Raw genomic sequence first — 23,896 nt, 5'->3', positions numbered from 1 at the left:
AAATCTTTCTTCTTCATTTATTCTTCAATTCTTCAGCCCTTTTATAACAAGCAGACGCCTCTTCATGCCTGCCCAAATTTTCAAGGGCAATACCTTTATTATGCCATGCATAGACATATTTCGGGTCGATTTCTAGGGCTTTTTCATAAGCTTGTAGTGCCTCTTCATATCTGCCCAAATCATTAAAGGCATTCCCTTTTCTATTCCATGCAGGTACATATTTAGGGTTGATCTCCAGAGCTTTTTTATAAGTTATTATTGCCTCTTCATATCTGCCCAAGCAATAAAGAGCAATACCTTTGTTATTCCATGCATGGATATATTTCGGGCCTGTCTCAATGGCTTTATCATAAGCTATTATTGCCTCTTCATATCTACCCAATTTTTTAAGGGCAATCCCTTTTCCGTTCCATGCATCGTCACATTTTGAGTCTATCGATATGGCTGTGTCACAAGCTTTTATTGCCTCTTCATATCTACCCAACTTATTAAGAGCATTACCTTTGTTACTCCATGCATAGGTAGATTTCGAGTCTATCTCTAGGGAGTGATCGTAAGCTATTATTGCCTCTTCATACCTACCCAAATCATAAAGGGTAATACCCTTATTATTCCATGCACAGATAGATTTCGAGTCTATCTTCAGGGATTGATCATAAGCTTGTAGTGCTTCCTCATATCTGCCCAAGCAATAAAGAGCAATACCTTTGTTATTCCAAGAATCGATATGTTTATGGTCGATCTCCAGAGCTTTTTCATAAGCTATTATTGCCTCTTCATATCTGCCTAATTTATAAAATGCCAGCCCTTTCTCGAAGTGTTGAATCGCTTCCTCTGTGAAGTTCTCTATTTCTTCTGCCTCGCTTGTTCCTGAGTTTTCCTTTTCCTTATCTTCCTCTTCTCCCATCTGTTCCCTCAACTTCTCCTGTTCAGCTGAAAAACACTTTTTGCATAGCGGCCTCTCCCCACGTTCTCTCTCTTCCCGGGACCAGCTCTCACAGATCTGGCAAAAATGTGCTCCACATTTCCCACATAACAAAGAACGATTGGAGGAATCAATCAGATTCTTGCAGACAGGACATCTCAGCTGCCCATTGTCTGATTTTGAATCCTCTTTCATACTTTCCGTATTCCGTTTGGGCGAAAGGTCCTGGGCAGGGGAACTCGCCTCATTAGCTTTCAAATCAGTACCCACAACTTCGATATGCAACTGCTCCACAAGAGAGTCACAGAGCCGGAGGTATCGCGACTTGAATTCGCTCATGTTGCCTTCTTCAAGAATAGTAAGCACTTTGATGCCATCATTTAGAAGAGGATTGATACGTTTATCGGCAATTTCGGGAATCTTTTCGAAATTGGAATACAGTGAATTGAGCTTGTAAAAAAGGTCGTCCTTTACAATATCACCGGAATGACAGTATTTGTAAAGCTCGTGTATCATCCGAAAACTGTTGGTAAAGACTTGGATGGAATTTGAAGAATAACGGGCCAAGAGGCGTTTTTCAGCATAGATGGAAGCCTCATCAGGGTTATTATCGAAGATCTGACGAAACTCTCCGACTTTGCAGGAATAACGAAACATTTTTTCCGGGATATCGATAGCCTCAATACCTTCGGCAACGAACTTGCCAGAAATTCCATATTCGTGCATCAGACCTTCACGGCAGTTAATGTCAACTTTGAAGAAAATACGGCGAATCCCTTTTCCAACAATGGGAATTCCCAGCTGTCTGGGAATTGAAAGGACATATTTATCGCTCCAGGGGTCACGTTCACGTTTTCTCATTTCAAAACGGCGGTCGATGCCATCAATGTAAGCATCTGTAATGGAAAGAGCTTGATGAGTGTAAAGTTCAACAGCCCACTGATCAAACAGGAGTTCGAAAGGGTTGTCTACACGAAGAATGTACCAGTAAATAACAGGGTTTTCCTTCTCTATCCACTTCCTGACGTTAGGCATCACCTTCTCTTCAGGAGAATCAAAAACGAAATTTTTGAGGGCAGGATCATATATGGTACGGGTTATTGTGATGGGATGGGAAGACATAAATATTCAGCTCCGGGTCAGAGAGAATAATACAAGTGAAGTATTTATCAAATTTTTGCTTTTGTGGAAAAAATTCAAGAAATATATTTGAACTTAAACTTTTTATCAGAATGTAACTCCCTAATTATAGTTAGTAAGCACCCAGTCCGCTCCACTCAGTAGCATACCCCGGTGGGGTAGATTTTCATGATTTTTTTGTATTTTTACCCAGCGCATTTCCCAAAAGCGAGTAAATGTCCTTATGAGATAAAGCCAGAAACTATTTAGATATTCACTAATAAGCATAGACTTCTAAACATTTTTATTATCACAACATATCTAAATTTTTACATTATTTCTCCAAAATGTAATAACATAAGTTAAATAGGTACAAACATAACAAAAAGGCATGAGACCTTCAAGATCAATTACCATAAAGGATTCCATCATTATAGGTGGAAGAAATATTGAAAGCACAGGAGATGCAGATATCACTGAATTCAAATCCGATATGGAAGAAGCAAATCAGGGCCTTGAACTTCTCCACAAACTCAAAAAAAGAGATTCGAAGAGAAAGCCGGGTACCAGCAGATAGAAAATGAAGCTAAAATGGCCGAGGCAAAAATCGAATTGATGAGGATAGAAGCTCAGAATACTGGAGAAAGAAGAGATGGAGAACTTGCTGCCCTTGATCTTTCACGAACCCTTAATGAGCTCAGGAACCAGTGCATAAACGATGACGCTTTTGCTGTCAAGGTAACTGTGGAAGTCCTGAAGAATAAAGTAAAAGATGAAAAATCCCTTGGATATCTGGAAAACACTGGCAAAATGCTGGATGCTGTATATGATGATCCATTCCGCAAACTGGAAGAAACTCATCAAACACGAATTCTTGAATTATGCAACTACATTGAAGAAGCTTATTTTGCATCTCTGGTGCATGGGGAAGAGGAAAAATGAATTTTAGATCGGATTTCACAACCATTAAACTTTCCTTTATAAGATGAGTGATTTTACGTTATCCCGCGACTCTATTTGTATATGCCTAATAAAAGAACAACCCTAACAATAAATATTGTATTAAGATGACAGACATATAACCTAGCTTCGGCAGGTAAACATATAAGTTAACATAATTAATTTTCATATATATTTTCTTAATCTTCCACGGCAGATAAAAGCAACAGTAGAAGAGTTGAATCCTCAATAAAACGTCCAAGCTTCTTAGGTCACCTTGGTCTCATTGTTGGGTTTTTTCAAGAGCTTGAAGTTGACAAATTGATCGATGAGAAACTCACGAATGTAAGATACTCAAAGACACAAAATAGGTGAGAAGCTTACAGACAACAATGTTAGTGGACTATATCCAGAATCACAAAATCAGTTATGCAAATTACTGATGTCTGATACAGAAAGGGTTTGAAAACACTCGAGCCGTATGAAGGGAAACTTTCAAGTACGGTTCCTGGGGAGAAAAGAGGAGTAATCCTCCTGACCTACCCAACAAATAACTACGGATTGTTCAAATAAAAAAGAGAAAATACATTTTCCCTTATCTATTCAGTCCTTGTTTTTATTCTCTGTTCTTCTTGATTCATTCAGCCCATCTGTCTGCCTGAGCATTAAAAGCCTGCTTGCAAGAGGAGCCATAGGAAGGTCTGCACTAAGCGTCAGAGAGCTTATCCTTGATTCTGTCAGCATTCTTCCAGGCAAGTCAGGGAAAATCTCAAGCCCTTTTCCTGCAGGCAGCCTCGGGCTTTTGGGCATGGACTCCAAAAGACCAGTAGATTTTATTCCGGTAAAGGAGCTGGAAACAAGCCTCGGAAGAGTTTCCGGACTCAAGCGGAGGTGATCAGAAGAAGAGAGTCCAAGATCCCTGTTAGGTGAGAGGCGTTTATTGAAATCAGGCATAAGTCCCCTGAACTGGTCAAGGACCGGACTTGAAAACGAAACTGATTCATAAGTAGGAGTGAGATTTTCGGCAAGGGCCTTTTCGCGGGCTGCACGGTCAGTTAAGTGAGAAGGCGAAGCTGAATTTTCGGGTTCACTGTCATTCATAGCAGTAAGGATTGTCACGATGGTATATCAATTATACGAGGGCTTTCTCTGTTTTCTTTACTGTAATCAAAATTACAATGATTTTGGTCATCCTTTATGCCCTGGTTGATATTATTCCCAGAATGCTAGTAAAGTCGTTTTTAGGCCCTTTTGCTCCGATCCTCAGTCAAATGGAGCTGACTTGCGTTCCTTGCACAAAAACGCAAGTATTTGTCATAATGAATACTTAACCATGGCAATATCAACCATATAACACTGGACGACCCAATGATTTTTGATAAGCATTTTATTCTATTGCAGGTTATTTGGTATGAAAGTTCTTCCAAGTACTTTCATTTCTTTGTGCATGTGATTAGAAGAATTTCATGTGCGTTTTTTGTATTTCTCCTGAAAATGTTATTAAGTTAATCCTTCTGAACAAATCACGACCTTAAATTCGCGTCACTTTGAAGGAGCAACTCAACAATCTCGGTAAACTCCATTTCTGCCGCAATATCCAGAGCAGTATTGCCATTTTCGTCCTGAATATTAAGGTCAGCACCACTTTTAATAAGCAACTCTACAATGTCCCTATGCCCCGCCTGTGATGAGAGCATCAAAGCGGTAAGCCCATTTTCTTCTTGAACATCGATACTGGCACCACTTTCAATAAACAAGTCTACAATGTCCCTGTACCCTCTATCTGCTGCATAAGTCAAAGCTGTATTTCCGTTTTTATCCTGAAGATTAAGATCAGCATCGGCGTTAACAAGCAACGCAACAATACTTTTATGTCCAATCTTTGCTGCAGCATTCAAAGCAGTGTTAAGATTTTCGTCTTGAAGATTAACGTCTGCTCCACCTTTTAGGAGCAACTCCACAATATCCTTTTGCCCCCTGGATGCAGCAGAAATCAAAGCCGTTTCACCGTTCCTGCCCTGAATATCAGGATCGGCTCCACCTTCAAGAAGAATATCAACAATGCTCTTGTATCCTACTTTTACTGCAAACTTCAAAGCAGTCTCGCAGTTTCCGTCCCGAATATTAAGGTCGGCACCGCTTTTAATGAGCTGCTCAACAATATCCCCACGTTCGATCTTTGCCGCAGAAGTTAAGGCGGTATCCCCGTTTTCATCTTGAATATTAAGATCGGCACCGCCTTTAATAAGCGATTGTACAACGTCTCTGTATCCTTTATTCACCGCATAATTTAAAGCAGTTTTACCATATGTGTCCTGCGAGTTAATGTCAACTTTATCGCTTTTCAAAAGTTTCTCTACATTTTCTACCTGCCCTAACTTAGAAGCCTCGAAAAGATTTTGGTTTTTATCTTTTCCAAATAAATTGGATATAAAGTCCATCACTGTTTTCTCCTTAAATATCGAATGTTTTGTATTTACCTGATTGTAGCTATTCTGACGTTTTTGATTGAAGCATGGAATTAAAAGTACAATTTTTATTGCTCAGATAAAATATAATTATAACTCAGAGAAAATATAAGTTTTATCACTCAGAATGACTCAGTACCAAAATTCATTGATGAATGTAAATGTAAAAATCAGTAAATTTTGGATTTGAGTCCACAGAAGCCTAAAGTAATATAGGTGATCTTTTGTTGGAATTTACCAAATCTATATAGAATTTTTTAAACTCACATTTCATATCTAACTTCCGCTTTTTAAGCACATAAATTCAATTCATATTTCCATATTTCTCAGGTACCTTAAAAGTTAAGATATCTTTCCTGGACGTTGATCTATAGCAGTAATACAAGTTTTTAATATAATAACATCAAATATGATAAACATAAAGAAAAGTATTAAATAGAAGTTCATCGTATGTATCATATGTCTAAGCGAACAGACAAAAATAGAAAAGCCTCCTAAATCTGTGAATTGAACGCATAACTCCTGAATTCTTTACCTGTATGTGCAGCAGATGAGGAATTTTAGGTGTTTTCGCGTTCAAGTTAGGATCAAAAATTCCCATTTTCAGGCTATCTCAAAACTACTCCAAGTTCGTACATTTGAGTCATAAACACACATTAAATTCTTCGAATAACAGGCACAACTAAATGAAAATATTCTCCCCTCTTTTTTGACTATTAAGCCCTCATTACCTTGGGCAGTAAGGTTGTCCTAATTTTGGTTTTTCAAAACCGTCCCTAAACTAATCAGTGAATTGCCATCGAAAGCTCAAGTGTGACTTTGATCACGTATGCTAAACTGGCTTTTAGGCAATTTCACTGCCAAATAAATTGGGTGATATTATTTGATGATTGAAGTCATAAACAAAGCTTGTGGGATTGAAGTCATAGACAAAGCTTGTGGGATTAAAGTCATAGACAAAGCCTGTGGTTTAGACATTTATAAAACTTTTTTAATTGTTATTATTCTCAGTCGGTCTGGTGAAAAACAACAGCAAAAATGTTACCTGAATTATCAAAAGCATAAAAAGGAAATGGAGACTTTAATGTCAGTTGTAATCCCGTTCCTCCTCATGCCTCTCCACAACCTTTTCACGGCTTTCTTAAGATAACATCATTATATAGACCGTTTACGACGTAATTCCCTGTTCCCAGGCTTCTTCAGTCATCACGATTAGTGCTGAATTTGCATTTTCTGTATACGTATCATATCCAGAGGATGTCGCCTGATCAAAATATGAGACTTCATCGTCGTCAGTACTCTCCGGAGCTTTAATCATCGTTGTTTCAATTAAATTCCATATCCCATCCACTTTAAATGCAACAAACACATGACCAGGGATATGGATCAGTGCCGTATTCACACCTACAGACTCAAGTGCAGACGCATAAAGTACAGCCAGATCGTCGCAATCTCCACCTTTCAGAGATAAAGTTTCGGATGGAGTCTGGATATAATCTATACCAGTCCCCAATGGGTCATGGGGATCGGAAACATAATATACTCCGTGTTGGCCAAGCGCATCAAAAATTAGTTTGGCTTTTTCTAGATCGTCATCAGTGCCCTTTGTTGCATTTGCTGCAATACTCCTCACATTTGAGTCATGTGGATCGATGTAATACGAATAAAACGATTTTGATGAGATACCTGCATCTGAAGATGCCAGCCTGGAAGTATCTGCTAATGGAAGCGCATTTTTACCATATACCTTGAGGGGAATAGTGCTTTCCACAAAAGGCTGTTTTGTTCCTGATGAACTGTACTCGAGTTTCAAATACAGATTTTTCGTTGATTCTTTGCCGGCTTTTTCAAATAACTCTTCGGGTATGCTTGGGGTTACCCCGATTTTCGATACTTTATTCGGAGAGATCCCATTGATTGATGATGAGATCCAATCTCCACCTTCAATGCGAGTAGACAGAATAACATTTTCTGCAGACGATTCCCCTTTGTTAGCAATAGTCACCTGGAAAAGCTTCTTCTTGTTATTTACATAATAACTATATACTGCCGGACTCACACCAGACATATCGGATACTGCACTTGAAATCGCCAGTTTTGAAGGGGAGTAAGACTCATAATCCCCAACAATATTCATTTGTTGTCCAAATTTTAAGGTCACTAACTGAGACTGAGGAGAATGATAATTATTTACATTACCGTATTGCACTTTGTATGCACCAGGCTTCAACTCTATTGATATCTGCCCATTACCCTGAAATTCTCCATCTATGAATATATCACCATTCACAGGAGAAGTTTTGACTATTATCTTTGACACCGTCCTGGAATTGGGGTCTGTACCGAACTCAAATATCTCCTGATAATCTCCGTATAAGTCTCCATCAGAATTTTCGCTTAACGGATTGGTTTTATACTTGTTTACCTCGTCAAAGTCCGAGATTTTATCGGAATCTGTATCGCCGTTTGCAGGATCAGTATGGAGTGTGTTGACCTCATATCCATCCGAAATTCCGTCAGAATCCGAATCAGATGCGAATATACTGGTATCATGCTGAATCTCACTGGGTGTATTTAATTTGTCTCCATCAAAATCCACAATAACCACCCCTACCCCACAGAGAGCAATAATTAGTATTGCCGGAGCAGTATAATTGGACCTGAGCCTGTGAACAGCTCCATACAAAACAACAAGTAATATTGCTAGCTTGGCTAGCCTGGCGATTGTATGTGAAATTTCAGCATCAATCAAAAGTACACCCCCCTGAAAACAGAAATTATACTGTAAACCCAGCTCAACTTTAAAAGAATATTATGTAAGTGTAGTTATTTGAAAGTTTCTCCTATTGGTTCATATGCCCCCACGACCTAAATGTATCATTGGTGGCTCATATAAACGACATATATGTTACAAAGAGTAGGATGACTAAGGAGCAAATATTTCGTCTTCGTTTAATAAATGGTTTCAACTTCGCTCATATAATTGCAGATACAATAGTTATTATTAGTAAAAATTTCTTTCAGAATAATAATTCTGGAATTTGTAATGGTCAAATTCTTTATCTTTCCATCTCTGATGAAGATGGTCCTGGAAAATCACTTCTTGGTTCAAAGCATGTAGAGGTTATCCTAACGTTAGATACTCCTGAAGACATGGATGTCCACGAAAAATTTGGTTTCTCAGCATACAGACAAGGCATATTGCTACGAATCACTCAAGAGGCTAGAAATCAGCATGCTCATTTAACAATCAAAGATCTTGTAAAACTTTTAAAACGCAGTTACAGTACTATAAAAAAGGACTTAAAGAATTTCCGAGAAAAGAGACTTTATGTTCCCCTGAAAAGAGTGGTCAAAGATATTGGTCTTTCTTTTTGGCAAGTTTCTTTAACCACATTTAAGGGAAAATATTCCGGATCGTGTTTTCAAGAATAGAGGAGGCTGGAACATCATTGAATAAATTGAATAAATTGAATAAATTGAATAAATTGAATAAATTGAATAAATTGAATATATTTAAGTAATGTAAAATCAGTGGCAAGAATAACATTTTAAACCTTAATCGATGACCAATGAAAATATAACTTCAAATTTGCAGTTCAGGAGTTGATCCATAATTTCATTATCTCAATAATGATGCTTGGCAACAAATACCTTGAGATTATACTTGAATCATTCCTAAATCAAGTTTTGGGATGAACTAATATAAGTGGTATAAAGGAGTGAAAGAGTGAAAAAGGATCATCTAAAGCCAATTAAAGCCCTTACATTCGGAGAAGCTCTTTTTGATATTATAAAGGGTTCAGCCCACCTTGGAGGAGCTCCGCTGAACCTCGCAGCCCACCTTGCAAAATTGGGAGCAAAATCGGCTGTGATTACTGCAGTCGGGAGGGATGAGCTTGGAAAAAGCCTGCTTGCCAGAGCTGAAGCAATGGGGATTGATACCTCTTACGTCGTAATTGATAAAAAAAGGCCGACAGGGACGGTTACTGTTGAACTGCAGGCTGAAGGAATTCCGGTTTTCATGATTAACAAAGGTGTTGCCTGGGATGCAATTACACTTGGAGAAAAAGAGTTCAGGGATCTTTCCGGGGAAGAATGGGATGTTTTCTGCTTTGGAACCCTTGCCCAGAGATCGGAAGAAAACCGAAAAACTCTTCAAAGGCTGTTTTCGGAAATAAAAACAAAATATTTCTTTTACGATGTAAACCTGAGGACAGGGAATTACGAAAAAGAATGGATACTGTCTTCGCTGGAACACACAACTATTTTAAAACTGAATGAGGAAGAAGCCGCCACTATTTCCTGCCTGCTTTCTGGCACTGCCGACACCTGTAAGCCTCTTACTTCTTACAAAGCTTTCTGCCGCCTGGTTACTGAAAAATATCCTGAAATTTCCGTGGTCTGCATCTCAAGGGGGCCTAAAGGAGCTGCGATTTACCACAAAGGCATTTATGAGGAGGTAGAAACCACTCCTATCGAGGTTGTAGATACCGTCGGAGCCGGAGACGCCTTTTCCGCAGGTTTTCTTTACACCTGCCTCTCAGGGTACGGAGTTTCAAAAGCCGCTTCAATCGCCTGCATCCTTGGAACGTATGTTGCATCAAAAGCAGGTGCAGTACCTGATTATTCAAAAGAGCTTATGGAAGAGCTCAAAGCTCAAGGATTAAAGCTGAGCTTTATCAAAACCTGAACGTGATCAAAAACCAAGTTGAACTTATAGGCACCGCAGTCTTTTAGAATGGAATTCCCCATAGAGGATACCACTTTTCTACATTTTCTTCGATAGGCATTTCCCTTTCCATTTCTGCCCTTAACCTGAATTCAAAGGGGCTGTCTCTCTGCTTGCCGGAAAGCGGGATAAAGGGATAATAAGTTCCCTGCTTAAAATTGTAGATCCAGTAAACGGTTTCTCCACGGCTGGATTTTCCGGCTTCGGGTTCGCTGTCAAACCTGTAAATGGCACAGAGAAGCTGCCCGCCAAAGCCGTGTTCTTCAAGGGTTTCACTTACAAGGTGAATGTTTGCAACAAGATCTTCTAAATCCGGGTCTTTAAAAATAGCCCACAGGAAATTGAACTCATCTTTTTCCAGCCTGAACTCGGTTTCTGTTTCCTTTGAACTATACTCCAGAAGCTCCTGAATTTCCTTTCGCGCAGATTCGTACGCTGAAGCCCCTATTGGCTTAAAACAGATTCCTGCCGATCCTGAAGGCTTCAGGCCAAGATTGCTTTCCAGAGTAATACTGGCTGTAGACATTGCAAATAGTTTCTCACTTTTTGCTTTCGGAAGCGCACTCTTCCCTAGAACGGCGTCCACTAAATCGCGAAGACCCATTTAGTTTCTCCTTTTTAAGTCATGTTCTTAATTCGTGCTATGAATTTGTTTCTGTTAACTAATATTTTATGACCTGGATTAGTCCTGTAAATGGGATTAGTCCTGTAAATGGGATTAATCCTGTGACCAGGATTTTGCCAGTACACCAGGTTAGCCCAGATCCTGCTGCATCTTTTCAAGTTTGGCTATTCTTTTTTCCACAGAAGGGTGAGTGGAAAAAATGTCCATTATGGAAGAACCTGAGATTGCAGGGATGATAAAAAAGGCATTCATCCCCTCTACTGACCTGAGGTCTTCACTCGGGACTCTGGACATGACGCCACTGATCTTCATTAGGGCCGATGCAAGGTCCGACGGCTGTCCGGTAATAATGGCTGCGCCCCTGTCTGCGGCATATTCCCTGTAGCGGGAAAGGGCTCGAATAAGTAGGAAACTAACAGCCCAGACTGCAAGTGAAACTAACCAAACAAGCAAAATGCCTCCGCCTTCTTTTCTCCTGTCTCCTCCCATATCTCCAAAGTAGAGGCTGTAACGAACAAAGTAAAAAGCCAGCGTTGAGATAAAACTGGCAATTGTCATGATAGCCATATCCCTGTTCTTGACATGGGTAAGTTCGTGAGCAAGCACGGCCTCGAGTTCGGCTGGAGATAGTTTGTCCATAATTCCTGTTGTAACTGCAACAACAGCGTTGTTCTGGTTTCGGCCTGTTGCAAAAGCATTCGGGACCTGAGTCCTGACAATTGCCACCTTAGGTTTCGGGAGGTCAGCTATTGCGCAGAGACGCGTAATTATCCCATGTAATTGTGGGGCCTCGCTTTCAGAAACGATTTGTGCGCCTGTTGACCACAGCACCAGTTTATCCGAGTAAAAGTACTGGATAGCCATGAAAGAACCTACAAAAAGCATCATAAACACTGGCGGAGTCCCGTTGTACGAAAGAAACAACAGGAAAAAAAAGTAAACTGCTGCCAGAAGAAACATCGTGAAAATCATCCGTCCCTGAAGTCCCAAATCCCGTTCCCACTTTCGTTTCATTGATTACTGCTCCTGAGTATGATTTACATGTAGAAATCTCTGATTGTTAATTGCGCTTATGCATGATTTCAATCGATTACTCCTTAAGTAAAGTGCTGTTGCAGCGAATTGCAACTAAAGTAAAGTGCGATTATAGTTATATGCGGTTAAAGTTAAGCGCGTTTTAAATGATTATTAAGTCTGAGTTTAAATTATAATCAAACCCATGTTAAATAAAATATTAAACCTGCAAATATTAAATATACTGATATTAAGCTTACAAATATTAAATATGAAATATCAAACATACTGATATTAAACTTATAAATATAGCTTCCGTTAAATGGAAGCCAAGTCTGACTGAGTGTACTTACAGGTATTGACCTGTAACTCAAAGAAGGCTGCACACAAAAAGAAAAATTTTTAGTAAGATTTGGGAAAGAGTTACGAAGGCATAACATGATTGTTTTTCTCTTTGGGAATATGAAATAATCCAGCTATATATCGGATAAAATATTTCCTCAAAGATTAAAGTCCTTTCCCCCTTCTGGAAAGGCTCAAAGCTTCTTTTATTCGACAAGAATTACTGTCTATCATTAAAAATCTGATGTTTATCATATGCTTATCATTAATACACCATTAAACAAAATAAATCGTATCATATTCAAATTCAATGTCGAATTTTCCAACTCAAAAAATGTGCACAATTTTATAATCCAGTTGAAAAGTTGAATGTATCACTTGAGGTTGTTTTTTAAACTTGGTTTAATTATTAAATTTTCATCAAATACATGAAATTTACTCTTGCCCATAAAATTTGAAGAGGATACAAGAAACCAGAAGAAAAAGAAGAGATGAAGATCAATAAAAAAAATAAAATTAAGAGTGATGGTACAAAATAAACAAAGAAATTGTAAGTTCATTTAAGCTGAAACTACGAATTTCTACAAAGCTCAGGAAAGGACTTCTTCCCTGTACTTATCAATACCGAGCCTTTCAATGAGCTCTCCTAATCTCTCCCCGTCAAGACCTTCTCTCCTGTAGTACTCAAAGGTTTTTTCAAGGACTGAGAAAAGCTGCTCTTCGTCTGCAAGCTCAAGAAGCTTTATCCCCTGCATGGGTTGGCGTCCGGCCTTGCCTCCAACGAAGATCGTGCATCCGGTTTTTTCTGCTCTCAGGGCATCTTTCCGGCAGGCTGCAATACATGCCCCGCAGAGGATGCACTTTTCAGTATCTATAGAAGCTTTATCTTCCTGGACTTTTATTGCTCCCACTTTACAAGCCTTTTCACAGCGCTTGCAGCCGACGCAATTTTCTTCGACGGTTTTGGGACTTACAGTACCCATGACTCCAAAATCATTTTCCTGAGGTCTTACACATGCTGAAGGGCAGCCTGTTACTGCAATCTTGAGTTTTTTAGGGACAGCTTCCCCAAAGTATTTTTCATCGATCTTGCAAGCTATGCTTTCGCAGTTAATTAACCCGTTTCTACAGACCCTATCTCCCTGGCAGGCAACCACGGCTCTTACCCTTTTTCCGGCAGAGCCTCCAAAAATACCCTGCTTTTCAAGTTCGTTGTTTGCTGCTTCCGCATCTTCAAGTTTAACAAAAGGAACCTCAATCTGCTGCCTTGAGGTTATGTGAACATAGCCAGAGCCATACTTCTCGGCTGCATCTGCAATTGCCCGCAGTTTTTCGACATCCAGATTCCCACTCACGACCTTCAGACGCATTGAAAACATGTTTTCCTGCCTCTGAGGCAGAAATCCTTTACTTTTTAGTAAAGACACATCGATTTTTTTATCATTCATATAAGGTCACTTATGCAAAGGCATTATTATTGACCTATATAAATATTTTTGTCTTTTTTCAGTTGGCTTTTTTAATAGATTTCGGCTTTTTAAAGATTGCAGCTTTAACCGAACCTTGAGATGTAAATAATTTGGAAACATACCTGTACCAGAGAAAACAGGAGATTTTTATCAAATACAGGCAAGAAAACTGGATCAATGAAAGACAGGAGAAAAATTCAGAGAAATGAAAAAACGTTGAACTGCACGAGTACCATATAAAGCGCTGTTCCTATAAAGATGCTAAGCATGGCATTTCTTTTCCAGAAATGCAGCCCGGCAACGACACCTGTGGTGACAAATTCCGGAATCCCGTAAGGAGCTGTAAGCCATTGAACGTCTTTTAAGCAGTAGATAACAAGCAGCAGGAGAATCATAGGAGGCAGGTTTTTTTCAATAACCGCAAGCATTTCAGGGGGTTCCCTTGAGCCAAAAAACAGGAATGGAAGAGCTCTGGTTGCAAAGGTTGCAAGCGCTATGACTGCAATGGTAATGAACATTTGAAGAGCGCTCAGCATCAGTTTTCCTCCTTTATTTTATCTTCAACAGACTGCATGGATGTATTAATCAACCGAATTTCTTTCTTTATTTGTGAAATGCCCTGCATTTTCTGTGTTTTCTCCGTTTCCTGTGTTTTCTCCGTTTCCTGTGTTTTCTCCGTTTCCTGTGTTTTCTCCGTTTCCTGTGTTTTCTCCGTTTCCTGTGTTTTCTCCGTTTCCTGTGTTTTCTCCGTTTCCTGTGTTTTCTCCGTTTCCTATGTTTCCTGTGTTTTCTGCTTTCTTTGTGCTCTCTGCATTGACTTTTCCCTGCCAATCAGAATCAGAGTCCCAAGAATGATTGAAGCAAGCAACATGTTGTCAGAGCTGAACAGAATAAGAGACAGGGCCCCCGCACCAACTGCGGCTATGAAGGGAAAACGCGCCTCTGAACTGAAATATTGCTCTATGGTCAACACTACAAATAGCGCGGTCAGAACGAAACTCATGCCTTCAAGATTAAGATCCAGTACAGAACCAAGTGCAGCTCCCATAACTGAACCTGCGATCCAGTAGAGGTGGTCAAGGGCTGCAATATAAAAGTAAAACTTTGATTTTGAGCTGCCCTGCGGGACATCTGTTGTGGTCAGGAGAGCATATGTCTCGTCGGTTAGTGCAAAGATAAGATAAGGTTTAACCTTTCCGATACCGGAAAACTTCTCAAGCAGGGACAAACCGTAAAAAGCATGCCTGAAATTCAGAAGTAATGTGGCTATGGCAAACTCAGTTAGTCCTGCGCCGGCAGAAAGTAAAGCTACTGCCAGAAACTGGCCAGAACCTGCGTAGACAAAAAGGCTCATAATAAAAGCATAGATCCAGTGATATCCTGCACCGTCAAGAAGAAACCCAAAAGCCATTCCAAGAGGTATGTACCCAAGAAGCACAGGAATTGTGGTTTTGAAAGCGATGGTTAAAAGATCTTTATTTTGCTCGCCTGCTTCCCTTTTGTACTCCCCATTTCTGACCATGCTATCTATCTTCTACTGCCTGCTGTAATTTCTTTTGAAAAATGAAATACAGAAATTATATCTATCATATATATCTTTTGTCAACATAGAATTACTTTCGGGAGTAAGAACCGTCAGACTGCTTGCATTTAGAAATCAAATTTGCACTAACGCACTCCGCTGCAAGCAACGGAGTATTTATGAAATAAATATAAACTGTTGACAAATGTTGATAAATGTTGTTGATAAATAGAATCCCACATTCTGCAGGTGCGACAAGAAGCTATACTATGAATTGCGTTATAGGCTACCTTTTCCATTTGAGGTAATCTTAGTGTGACATTCACAAATGGTAACTTTTTTGTGAAGTTCACATGACAATATCAATAACTCAAGGAATCTGGCTTTGATAATTGGTCAGGATAAGAATACTATGAAGAACGTAGGGTGAACCCCTATGAAGAACGTAAAGTGAACCATCGTAAGAATCGTGAAGTGGAATAAGCGAAAACAGGTTGATGCTTAAACCAAAAGGTACGAAATCAGGCTGTAATGTGTCTGCGGACATTATGGCAAGTGGACAAATGATTCTCGGTTTATAGATAGCTTCTAAGGTATTCACATTATGCAGTATAGAAACTTGGTAAGCCCTAAATGCTTCCATAAGTGTCGGATATTTCTTTTTGCAAGGCTATATACTTTCGGACACTATGCATCGGTCTGCCTATACTCAGGAAAATAAACATATGACTGCTATTTCAGAGTTTATTTCGAGAAGTTTCTCTTTTTTTTTCAAGAAGTCCCCATAATTTTTCACATTCACTGGCTGTAAGCCCGATCTGCTTGACAAAGTATTCTTCCGTTTTCTGGTTCTTTACTGTGTCTTTTATCAAGTGGCTTATTGTATCCCTATGATGCCCTGTTATTCGTTCAATACTTCTTATCCCGTTTTTTTCAAGGAATAGCCGATATATCAGTCTTATCTCATCTGCAGATAGATGCTTGCGATAAACAGCGGTACCTTTCGTATCCATAAAAAATTTTCCACAGTGCTTACAGTAGTACCGCTGATGGCCGGTTTTATACTTTCCTCGTTTTATAATAGCTTTCCCTTCTATCCTGAGATAATACTTACATTCAGGATTTGGGCAAACAGTCTCATTTTGGTTTTCAACTGACATAATATAATCAATAAGTTGTAACTTCAATAATATATTTATTTTGCTCGGTTCGTTTCAAACACTTTGTTTCAGATTGATTCATCAGCATAAAGACAAGCGTTATTTAAAATTCATTATCAGATTGGCTCATACAATTATACAAATAAAATCCATTGTATTTATTATTTATGAGAATGGATAAAAACTGTCTCAGAGCCTTTCTCATGAACTTCATATTTATTAGAAACTTAGATCCCATAAGATCATTCAAAACCATATAGAGAGACATTTTACATTCATTAGCCCGGGAAAATGAAAAATGAGTTTTAAAAACCTCACTGTTCATAATTATTAACTTTAAACTTATATTCATGGTAGTTATATCTAAATTTTTTAATATTCATATTTAATTGCCACTTTCGTATAACCTTCTGCACGCTGAGAAAACTCCCTGTAGGCGGCAGTCGCGTCCTCAATAGAGATACTGTGGCCTACAATAAAGCCTGGCTTTGCCTCACCTGCAATTATTGTATCCCTGAGCATCAAAATGATTTTATTCACTGGGGTAGGGACTGTTCCAATTGTTAAGCCTTTTTCCCACAACTGCCCAAAAGGCAGAATATACCCGTTTTTTAGCATGTTCATTGACGCTGTCCAGATCGTCCTCAGTAAAGAGTCCTGTAATTCCAGGAAGGCTTGTAGGGTTTACTAACCTTACAAGGTTACTTATCACCCGGTTTTTTAAGGGATCAGCCCTCTCCATGACCTGATAACCTACCGCATCTATGCCGGACATCACGTCCTTCATTTTCTCCTCGCCTGGCAAAAGGGATTACATAACTTTCGGGTTCATGGTTCTTAGCGTTTCAATTACGGTTACAGGGCCACTTCTGTGGCCTCAATTGGAGCACCTACACTCTCAGCCAGGTTTTGTACGCCTGATACAAAACTCTGCATTCTTCTTCTCCTGTCTGCAGTGTATCCGCAGCTGAATGTTGGGACTACGTTATTTTAAGTATACGCTGATCCAAAAATAAAAGAAATAGTCTTTACTCATTAAAAAGTTCGGACAAACTTTTCACTATCTTTACATAAGGATATTGTAAAAACTCAGTTCCCATTGTCGTTCCTGTTGTCACAGCCGCAAAATCAACATTTGCTGCCAGGGCCGTTTTAGCATCAATCAGACTATCTCCAATATATAGCACATTATCAAGTTGTTCACTAAGGCTGTCAATTGCAAGGAATAATCCTTCTGGAGACGGTTTGGGGACTTTAACATCCTCTCCTCCAACAATAATATCTATTAAATCCAGGACCCCATGCATGTTTAAGGTCTCATCGATTCTAAAATGATATTTTGTGGTTACAATACCTGTATTGAGCCCACTCCGTTTTAATCGTTCTAAAGTATTTACTGTGTCGGCATACAGCACTGTATCTCTGGACATTACCTCGTTAGCCTTTTCCCGAAACAAGCTTAGAAACTGATTTATCAAAACTTCGTTTTCGTTCTTTGTTAGCTGAATAAATGCTTTGTCGAGTGGTAGTCCAACAGTTTTTTTTATACTTTCACGGTCAAAGCAGGGAATGTCCAGCTTGCTGAAGGCATAATTGAAACTTGACACAATACCACTCGTTGCATCGGCTAATGTGTAATCAAAATCAAAAATAACAGTACTATATTTCATACTCTCCCGCCTTGAGTCCTGCTGTTGATAGAGAATCCTGCAGGAGTGGATTAAAATTCCACAGGAGTGGACTAAAATTCCACAGGAGTGGACTAAAATCCTGCAAGAGTGACATCGAATCCTGCAATATCAACATAAAGTCCTGCTGTACTGGCATAATATCTTTTCGCCCAAAAACAAAGGTTTTTTATTTACTCCTTACATTCGCATGCCTTATATTTTTAGAATTAAAGACATAAAATGACTCTGGTCCAAAATCTAGTGATTTTTGTATTTTTCGATTGAAATCATGAACTTGCAGGAAGAATTCGTTCTTCAATCAAACTCAATATTTGATATCGAAAGACTTCCATCGAGAGGACGTATTTAATGGATTATAACCAATTATAAAATCTAGTGATTTTCAATTTCACGTTTATCACTGGATTTTGGTACTGAGTCCATAAAATGTAGGGTAGATATTATTCTTAAAGGCACTTGCTACAAGTACTTTTGTCATAACCATTAAACAAAAAAATAAAAATTCATATACAGGATAATTTAATTAGAATTAATTAAGCTATTTCATGAGTTAATTCCAGAATTTGAAGCTTTTGGTGGATATTCTGATGTCCTGGAATTCCAGATCAAAATTACCAGTATGATTTTATTTCATAACTTATATTAAAAAATAAGATTTAAACAGATATAAATGAGCTGGTTAAGAGAATAAAATCAAAAGAAATATACACATTAAGAAGTAACACAAAACAAACTAGCTCTTTATAAGACCTTTAAACACATGTAAATCTTCTGTATATAACCTAAAAGATTTTGCCCGGAATTGACATAATAATACTACTTAATATTATTTACTTAATATTATTTAGAGAAATAAGTGTGAATATCTATTATTAATAATCTGCCGAGGGAAAGTTGATTGATAAACGAATCGAATAATAGAAACTGGATTAAAGTGAGTGTAGTTTTGCTGGCAGTCTTTGTCATACTAACTTTGATACTAGGAGTAAGAATGTCGGGCATGAGGTCTCCCGACTACCAGCATGGCTACGAAGATGGCTACCGAGACAGCTATCAGACTGCTTTCAATGGCAAATATTATGATGTAAAAGGTGGCTTAGGTGAGAATAGTAGCTATAACGAAGGTTACATACACGGTTATGATGAAGGTTACCCCGATGGTCAACTAGACCTTGGAGGCCAAGAGGGACATGGAACAAGCCAGACTCTCGAAAACAGTCAGGCTCTCGAAAACAGCCAGGCTCTCGAAACCAGCAAGAATAATGAAACCAGCAAAGCTAATACCAGCGCGAATAGTGAAACCAGCGCGAATAGTGAAACCAGCGCGAATAGTGAAACCAGAACGAACACTGAAACCAGCGCGAGCAGTGAAACAAAACAGGGTCGCCAAATTAGCTTCAAGAGTGAAAGTTAATGCAATTGGCGTTATATAATCAAAAAATGGATATCTCCATACTTTTTCCTGATTTTTGCATCGATTCTACTCTTTAGAAGCAGTGCAAAATAGCAAGACTAACAGGAGATTTCTCAGATACTTAGAAAAATTTATCAATACAACTCACCAATCATCTTTTCATGCCAGTGGAAACAAGGGATATCTCTGTAACCGGAAAAGAGGACTGCGGAATTGTTGATATTACCAAAATAATCTCAGAAGAAATAAGAAAATCAAAAATAAGAAATGGAACGGTTACGATCTTTTGTATTGGGTCAACCGGAGCAATAACCACGATGGAATTTGAGCCTAATCTCTCAAAAGACGTCTCTGAAACGCTTGATCAGCTAATTCCTCTTGACAGGGACTATCACCATCACGAAACTTGGGGAGATTATAATGGAGGCTCGCATTTAAGAGCTATGCTTATCGGTCCGAGCCTTACAGTGCCTTTTGTTGAAAAAAACCTTACTCTTGGAACCTGGCAACAGATTGTGTACATTAACTTTGACAGGATTGAAAAAGTAAGAAGAATCGTACTGCAGATTCTCGGGGACTGTTAAACAGTTTTGTTTTCTAAAAGAGGGATCTCGTTAAACTGGGGTATATATTGACTAAATTGTTCTTTTAATTTTGTTATTGAGTATATTTTTATTCATCTCAACACGCCTCTCACCATTTTACTGAAAAAACTTTCGATGATATTCAGCCACGAAGCGTTAAACATTTCCAATTGCCTGAATACCTGGTTTTTCAACATAGGAAATAATCACTATTGTCGAGTCAACCGCAAAATGTCGTATAAAATCAATTGCAATTATTCAGAGCCATTGAATCCTTGATGATTGACTCGACACTATCTTAATTTCCTCATTTAGGACGATGACTTATACGAGGCATAAGCAATGTTATATAATTAATATAATGTTTAATTATATATTAAAATAAGGGTCGATGCACTAGGGGTTATTATCCACAAAAAAACGAAGGACCTAAAAATATTCAAAAATTGTTATGTTTCTATAGGTTTTTTACTCAAACCAATTCTTCTCCAATCTTTTCTCCCTTTCCCCCGGTTCACTTGCATAAGCAATATATTCCTCGCTTTCCTTCTCAAAAACGAACCTGTAAACCGCTTTGAAATAAGCCCAGTATTTAACATACTGATCCCTTGCATCGCTCAGCGTAACAGTTACCGAGCCATTTTCTTCCGAAACGCTGTAAACAGGATAATCGATTTCCTGAGGAACGGCTGTACTATAAAGTTTTCCGGTTCTTTCAATATACACGGAGGCATCCGGAACAGCGCCGATCACGTTGACTTTTTCGATGTAATTGTTTCTTTCGATCCCGGACCAGTAGCTAACTTCCATAATCCTGTAATGAGTGGAGTTATACGAATACGCGGAAATAAACTTCCCTACAGAAGACGGATAGGTGTCCTGATAGCTGATTTTTGCGCCTTCAGCGCCGGAAATATAATTCACAAAAAATAATTTTACCACCGGCAGGACTGCAAGCCATACCAAAAGCACAATTAAAAGCGCGGGATAGAGTTTACTCCGTTTTTTCGTGACAAAGGCACAGAAATCATTGAATTTTCCTTTCCATTTTCCGCGGCTTTTCATGTATGCTATAACTAAAACGAAAACGGGCAGCAGGGGAAGAATATTTGCCAGAGGATCGAAGAAATAAATAGCTCCGAGAGTAGACGTCTCGGTACTGAAAGGGTAGAAGGGACGCATTTTCCAGCTTGTCACATAATCAAGGTAGATGTGGGAAAATATGGCTGCAAAGCCGGCTGCTGTGAACAGGTGGTCTTTTGTTTTAAACCAGATGAAAAGTGTGACAAGCAGGATGAAGAGGATTGAGTGCAGGAATTCCCTGTGGCCAAGCAGGTAGAAGAGCTGGTTTCGTGTCTCGTGGCTTACACTGCCGCTGATGAGAGCAAACAGGATGTATGGGATAAAATCCAGGTCAGGAAGGATTGCCAGAAACCCGAGAGAATTTCGTTTTTTTCCTTTGAAGCCAAAGGCTAGGGCAATCAGAAGACCGATCCCCAGGTGGGAAAGTGTATTTACCATTTGCTTTCTCCCTTAATTAAAGAAGAAAACTGTTAAAATATATATGTTTAATTGAATGGACTTGCAAAAATCTGCCAGAATAGGAGAAATAAAAAATGAAGAAATATCAAAAACAGAAAATACCAGAAACTCCAGGGTAGATTTGAATAAATGATTATTTTTTCCTCACATCAGGCCAATCTGCTTCATCAATCCCACAAGGTCATAGAAAAGCTTCTCTTCGATGATCTCACCATCTTTCCAGTGAGCAACTGTACAGAATTCCACTTTGAATTTCTTATTAGTAGGCTGGATTTCTTTTCCATTGGACCCTTTCATAGGTCCTTTCATGGTACCTGTGAATGTGGCTACTGAACATGTCCAGTCGCCCTGGCCAAAAAGCACCTTATACGGCCTGTTCTCGACATGGTTGTCCGGAAATGTCTGAAAAAATTGCACGGCTTCTTCATGATGTGCATTTTTTCCTCTTGTCGGTTCCGGTTGACCCGGCCAGTACACAGCAACTTCTTCAGCATGACGTTTCTTGAAGGTATCCCAGTCCTGTGAATTCCATGCATCATCCAGAGTCACCATCAGTTGCAGGTTTTCTTCTACTGTCACTCCCATCATCCCCTATTTACTCTAGATCCTAAAAACGATTATCAATAAATTTAATTTAAACTACAGATTCAGAACAATTAATGAAACCCATAATTAGGTACCAATTATCCCAAAAAATCCCAACAGGAAGCTAATGGATGTACTTATTAACTTTAAAATACGTTTTTGAGCCTAATTTTAAAATACGTTTTTGAGCCGCTGTTAATTATATAATTCAATGCAGATATATTCTTGCAGCTTTGTATTAATTCAATTGAGTTTTGCCTCTCTTACAAAATTTATGGTACTCCAGTACTGGAAACTATAAATGTTAACAAAAATTTCATTTATTAATTTTTAATTCTGTATTTTGTAGCGAAATGTTCTGGTATATATAAATTTGCTAAGTACTGGAAACATAAGAAAATAATCATCGTTATTTTAATATTCAAAATTTTAATATTAATCCCAGATGAATAATTACAAAAATATTTTATTAGTTTTCATCTTTTACCTTTAAATAGATGTGGCGTATAACTATATTTTACATCTGGAATTGTCATGCGGCAATTTAGTATGTAATTGACGAGATAAAAAGGCATAGTGACCTTTGAGTCACTTTAGATTCACCTTAGAATTGCCTTAAGCAGAATCGTTTAAGTGACAGATTTCTGTTAATATCGTTAAGGGGAGAACTGGTTAGCAGAATTTGTAATGGAGTTTTATTGAACCGAGTCTTAAAGCTTGAGTTCGATACATGAGCTTCAAACAAATTAAATTTCAGATTAAGTTTCAAACAAATTTTGCAAAACCGGCGATCAGTAAGAGGGTAAAACAACATGGATAAAGGATTATACAAATTACCGGATTTGAAATATGGATATGACGACCTGGCACCTTATATTTCCGAAGAACAACTCAAGTTACATCATGACAAGCACCACCAGGCTTATGTTACTAACGCAAATGCAGCTATAGAAATGATGGACAAGGCAAGGAAAGAAGGAACTGACTTTGATTACAAGGCAACTGCAAAAGCCCTGTCTTTCAACCTGGGTGGACATATCCTTCACAATTACTTCTGGTGGGAGATGACCCCTGAGAGCAATGCGAGCAAAGAGGCCGTGGGTGAACTGGCCGAGGTGATCAAAGATAACTTTGGAAGTTTTGACAGGTTTAAAAAGGAGTTTACCCAGGTTGCATCAAGCGTTGAGGGTTCCGGATGGGCAGCCTTAACCTTCTGTAATGATACAAATAGACTTATGATAATGCAGATCGAAAAGCACAATGTAAATATAGCTCCGGATTACCCTATCCTCATGGCGCTCGATGTGTGGGAGCATGCTTACTATGTCGATTACAAAAACAATAGAGGTAAGTTCATTGAAGGATTCTGGAATATAATCGACTGGGAAGAAATCGATAAATACTTCGCGAAAGTCCAGAAATAATTTGAAAGTTGCTTTTTAAAGATTTCACGCCTATTCCGATTACGTTTATCATTATTGGGAAAATAAGTAATCGGAATCAGATTATTTTTTTGGAATCAGATTATTTTCAGGGGTAGTTTTTTATCGAGATCAATTCCAGCTTATTTAAACGGGCTTTCTATCTTGACTTTGTCACATTTCCTTTCCACGCCCAACCGTGAAGTATAATTTTTCCGTTATAAATATAGTTTCATGAAACAAATAACAACTAACTTCATCAAGTCAAATAATATTTTTATAAAAAAATATTTTAGATATACATCTTGAATCCGGTTTTTAAACAATGACTCTTTGTGTTGTTT

At 38.6% G+C, this 23,896-nt stretch carries 22 protein-coding genes and 1 pseudogene; 8 read left to right on the top strand and 15 right to left on the bottom strand.

From position 1 onward, the window contains the following. Window positions 1–13: 13 nt before the first annotated feature. The gene (locus MSVAZ_RS18825; protein WP_052727932.1) at window positions 14–2,047 is read right to left on the bottom strand and encodes a tetratricopeptide repeat protein; all 2,034 of its coding nucleotides are present in this window, start codon (window positions 2,045–2,047) and stop codon (window positions 14–16) included. 388 nt (window positions 2,048–2,435) lie between these two features. Here MSVAZ_RS18825 and MSVAZ_RS08840 point away from each other — a divergent pair, with 388 nt between their 5' ends. Both MSVAZ_RS08840 and MSVAZ_RS08835 read left to right on the top strand, forming a co-directional pair. Then, window positions 2,436–2,621, top strand: coding sequence for a hypothetical protein (locus tag MSVAZ_RS08840; protein ID WP_048120300.1), 186 nt, complete (start codon window positions 2,436–2,438; stop codon window positions 2,619–2,621). Window positions 2,622–2,635: 14 nt separating this feature from the next. Continuing rightward, a complete protein-coding gene (locus tag MSVAZ_RS08835) occupies window positions 2,636–2,986 on the top strand; it encodes a hypothetical protein (protein WP_048120297.1) in 351 nt (116 codons plus the stop codon). A gap of 600 nt (window positions 2,987–3,586) precedes the next feature. Here MSVAZ_RS08835 and MSVAZ_RS08830 read toward each other — a convergent pair. Further along, complete coding sequence (locus tag MSVAZ_RS08830) at window positions 3,587–4,102, bottom strand: hypothetical protein (protein WP_048120295.1); 516 nt, start codon at window positions 4,100–4,102, stop codon at window positions 3,587–3,589. A 404-nt stretch (window positions 4,103–4,506) separates the two neighbouring features. Continuing rightward, window positions 4,507–5,454 (bottom strand): annotated as a pseudogene (locus MSVAZ_RS08825) (ankyrin repeat domain-containing protein); the annotation flags it as partial. Between the two features lie 883 nt (window positions 5,455–6,337). Here MSVAZ_RS08825 and MSVAZ_RS08820 point away from each other — a divergent pair. Continuing rightward, the gene (locus MSVAZ_RS08820) at window positions 6,338–6,601 is read left to right on the top strand and encodes a hypothetical protein (RefSeq protein WP_048120289.1); all 264 of its coding nucleotides are present in this window, start codon (window positions 6,338–6,340) and stop codon (window positions 6,599–6,601) included. Between the two features lie 18 nt (window positions 6,602–6,619). On the opposite strand, the gene MSVAZ_RS08815 is transcribed toward MSVAZ_RS08820, so the two are convergent. Beyond that, complete coding sequence (locus tag MSVAZ_RS08815; RefSeq protein WP_048120287.1) at window positions 6,620–8,203, bottom strand: transglutaminase-like domain-containing protein; 1,584 nt, start codon at window positions 8,201–8,203, stop codon at window positions 6,620–6,622. Window positions 8,204–8,373: 170 nt separating this feature from the next. On the opposite strand from MSVAZ_RS08815, the gene MSVAZ_RS08810 reads away from it, so the two are divergent. Together MSVAZ_RS08810 and MSVAZ_RS08805 are read left to right on the top strand one after the other, a co-directional pair. Then, on the top strand, window positions 8,374–8,886 hold the full coding sequence (locus MSVAZ_RS08810; protein ID WP_232316266.1) for a DUF1670 domain-containing protein: 513 nt from the start codon (window positions 8,374–8,376) through the stop codon (window positions 8,884–8,886). Between the two features lie 295 nt (window positions 8,887–9,181). Beyond that, window positions 9,182–10,144 carry a carbohydrate kinase family protein gene (locus tag MSVAZ_RS08805; RefSeq protein WP_048120284.1) on the top strand — a complete coding sequence of 321 codons (963 nt, stop codon included), beginning with the start codon at window positions 9,182–9,184 and terminating at the stop codon, window positions 10,142–10,144. 43 nt (window positions 10,145–10,187) lie between these two features. On the opposite strand, the gene pspAB is transcribed toward MSVAZ_RS08805, so the two are convergent. The 9 genes from pspAB to MSVAZ_RS08760 form a co-directional block, all read right to left on the bottom strand. Then, entirely contained in the window at window positions 10,188–10,787 is a 600-nt protein-coding gene (pspAB, locus tag MSVAZ_RS08800) for a PspA-associated protein PspAB (protein ID WP_048120282.1), read from the bottom strand. 150 nt (window positions 10,788–10,937) lie between these two features. Next, on the bottom strand, window positions 10,938–11,822 hold the full coding sequence (gene htpX / locus MSVAZ_RS08795; RefSeq protein ID WP_048120280.1) for a zinc metalloprotease HtpX: 885 nt from the start codon (window positions 11,820–11,822) through the stop codon (window positions 10,938–10,940). A 932-nt stretch (window positions 11,823–12,754) separates the two neighbouring features. Then, window positions 12,755–13,612 carry a 4Fe-4S binding protein gene (locus MSVAZ_RS08790; protein ID WP_048120278.1) on the bottom strand — a complete coding sequence of 286 codons (858 nt, stop codon included), beginning with the start codon at window positions 13,610–13,612 and terminating at the stop codon, window positions 12,755–12,757. A 218-nt stretch (window positions 13,613–13,830) separates the two neighbouring features. Beyond that, the gene (locus tag MSVAZ_RS08785) at window positions 13,831–14,169 is read right to left on the bottom strand and encodes a branched-chain amino acid transporter permease (protein ID WP_048120276.1); all 339 of its coding nucleotides are present in this window, start codon (window positions 14,167–14,169) and stop codon (window positions 13,831–13,833) included. Between the two features lie 236 nt (window positions 14,170–14,405). Then, entirely contained in the window at window positions 14,406–15,155 is a 750-nt protein-coding gene (locus MSVAZ_RS08780; protein ID WP_048120274.1) for an AzlC family ABC transporter permease, read from the bottom strand. Window positions 15,156–15,892: 737 nt separating this feature from the next. Next, entirely contained in the window at window positions 15,893–16,315 is a 423-nt protein-coding gene (locus MSVAZ_RS08775) for an IS1/IS1595 family N-terminal zinc-binding domain-containing protein (protein ID WP_048120272.1), read from the bottom strand. A 372-nt stretch (window positions 16,316–16,687) separates the two neighbouring features. Beyond that, entirely contained in the window at window positions 16,688–16,855 is a 168-nt protein-coding gene (locus MSVAZ_RS20270; RefSeq protein ID WP_157206055.1) for a hypothetical protein, read from the bottom strand. Next, window positions 16,848–17,102 (bottom strand): hypothetical protein, encoded by a 255-nt coding sequence (locus MSVAZ_RS18820; RefSeq protein WP_052727931.1) that lies wholly within the window; start codon window positions 17,100–17,102, stop codon window positions 16,848–16,850. The genes MSVAZ_RS20270 and MSVAZ_RS18820 overlap by 8 nt, the downstream gene beginning before the upstream one ends. A gap of 241 nt (window positions 17,103–17,343) precedes the next feature. Next, window positions 17,344–17,985 carry an HAD family hydrolase gene (locus MSVAZ_RS08760; protein ID WP_048120268.1) on the bottom strand — a complete coding sequence of 214 codons (642 nt, stop codon included), beginning with the start codon at window positions 17,983–17,985 and terminating at the stop codon, window positions 17,344–17,346. Between the two features lie 919 nt (window positions 17,986–18,904). On the opposite strand from MSVAZ_RS08760, the gene MSVAZ_RS08755 reads away from it, so the two are divergent. Next, entirely contained in the window at window positions 18,905–19,420 is a 516-nt protein-coding gene (locus MSVAZ_RS08755; protein WP_048120266.1) for a hypothetical protein, read from the top strand. A 161-nt stretch (window positions 19,421–19,581) separates the two neighbouring features. Beyond that, a complete protein-coding gene (locus MSVAZ_RS08750; RefSeq protein WP_048120263.1) occupies window positions 19,582–20,004 on the top strand; it encodes a secondary thiamine-phosphate synthase enzyme YjbQ in 423 nt (140 codons plus the stop codon). A 468-nt stretch (window positions 20,005–20,472) separates the two neighbouring features. On the opposite strand, the gene MSVAZ_RS08745 is transcribed toward MSVAZ_RS08750, so the two are convergent. Both MSVAZ_RS08745 and MSVAZ_RS08740 read right to left on the bottom strand, forming a co-directional pair. Further along, a complete protein-coding gene (locus tag MSVAZ_RS08745; RefSeq protein ID WP_048120262.1) occupies window positions 20,473–21,525 on the bottom strand; it encodes a metal-dependent hydrolase in 1,053 nt (350 codons plus the stop codon). Between the two features lie 165 nt (window positions 21,526–21,690). After that, the gene (locus MSVAZ_RS08740; RefSeq protein WP_048120261.1) at window positions 21,691–22,131 is read right to left on the bottom strand and encodes an ester cyclase; all 441 of its coding nucleotides are present in this window, start codon (window positions 22,129–22,131) and stop codon (window positions 21,691–21,693) included. A gap of 812 nt (window positions 22,132–22,943) precedes the next feature. Between MSVAZ_RS08740 and MSVAZ_RS08735 the strand changes: the two genes are divergently transcribed. Beyond that, window positions 22,944–23,555, top strand: coding sequence for a superoxide dismutase (locus tag MSVAZ_RS08735; RefSeq protein WP_048120259.1), 612 nt, complete (start codon window positions 22,944–22,946; stop codon window positions 23,553–23,555). Window positions 23,556–23,896: the final 341 nt, after the last annotated feature.

Origin of the sequence: Methanosarcina vacuolata Z-761 (genome assembly GCF_000969905.1) — an archaeon.
Taxonomy (GTDB): Archaea; Halobacteriota; Methanosarcinia; order Methanosarcinales; family Methanosarcinaceae; genus Methanosarcina; species Methanosarcina vacuolata.
This window is presented reverse-complemented; position numbering and strand designations above follow the sequence as displayed.

What these genes read in the sequence shown, in the direction of transcription:
- MSVAZ_RS18825 (WP_052727932.1), bottom strand. Translation starts at nt 2,047, where the DNA reads ATGTCTTCCCATCCCATCACAATAACCCGTACCATATATGATCCTGCC.
- MSVAZ_RS08840 (WP_048120300.1), top strand. Translation starts at nt 2,436, where the DNA reads ATGAGACCTTCAAGATCAATTACCATAAAGGATTCCATCATTATAGGT.
- MSVAZ_RS08835 (WP_048120297.1), top strand. Translation starts at nt 2,636, where the DNA reads ATGGCCGAGGCAAAAATCGAATTGATGAGGATAGAAGCTCAGAATACT.
- MSVAZ_RS08820 (WP_048120289.1), top strand. Translation starts at nt 6,338, where the DNA reads ATGATTGAAGTCATAAACAAAGCTTGTGGGATTGAAGTCATAGACAAA.
- MSVAZ_RS08810 (WP_232316266.1), top strand. Translation starts at nt 8,374, where the DNA reads ATGACTAAGGAGCAAATATTTCGTCTTCGTTTAATAAATGGTTTCAAC.
- pspAB (WP_048120282.1), bottom strand. Translation starts at nt 10,787, where the DNA reads ATGGGTCTTCGCGATTTAGTGGACGCCGTTCTAGGGAAGAGTGCGCTT.
- htpX (WP_048120280.1), bottom strand. Translation starts at nt 11,822, where the DNA reads ATGAAACGAAAGTGGGAACGGGATTTGGGACTTCAGGGACGGATGATT.
- MSVAZ_RS08790 (WP_048120278.1), bottom strand. Translation starts at nt 13,612, where the DNA reads ATGAATGATAAAAAAATCGATGTGTCTTTACTAAAAAGTAAAGGATTT.
- MSVAZ_RS08785 (WP_048120276.1), bottom strand. Translation starts at nt 14,169, where the DNA reads ATGCTGAGCGCTCTTCAAATGTTCATTACCATTGCAGTCATAGCGCTT.
- MSVAZ_RS08780 (WP_048120274.1), bottom strand. Translation starts at nt 15,155, where the DNA reads ATGGTCAGAAATGGGGAGTACAAAAGGGAAGCAGGCGAGCAAAATAAA.
- MSVAZ_RS08775 (WP_048120272.1), bottom strand. Translation starts at nt 16,315, where the DNA reads ATGTCAGTTGAAAACCAAAATGAGACTGTTTGCCCAAATCCTGAATGT.
- MSVAZ_RS18820 (WP_052727931.1), bottom strand. Translation starts at nt 17,102, where the DNA reads ATGAAGGACGTGATGTCCGGCATAGATGCGGTAGGTTATCAGGTCATG.
- MSVAZ_RS08760 (WP_048120268.1), bottom strand. Translation starts at nt 17,985, where the DNA reads ATGAAATATAGTACTGTTATTTTTGATTTTGATTACACATTAGCCGAT.
- MSVAZ_RS08750 (WP_048120263.1), top strand. Translation starts at nt 19,582, where the DNA reads ATGCCAGTGGAAACAAGGGATATCTCTGTAACCGGAAAAGAGGACTGC.
- MSVAZ_RS08745 (WP_048120262.1), bottom strand. Translation starts at nt 21,525, where the DNA reads ATGGTAAATACACTTTCCCACCTGGGGATCGGTCTTCTGATTGCCCTA.
- MSVAZ_RS08740 (WP_048120261.1), bottom strand. Translation starts at nt 22,131, where the DNA reads ATGGGAGTGACAGTAGAAGAAAACCTGCAACTGATGGTGACTCTGGAT.
- MSVAZ_RS08735 (WP_048120259.1), top strand. Translation starts at nt 22,944, where the DNA reads ATGGATAAAGGATTATACAAATTACCGGATTTGAAATATGGATATGAC.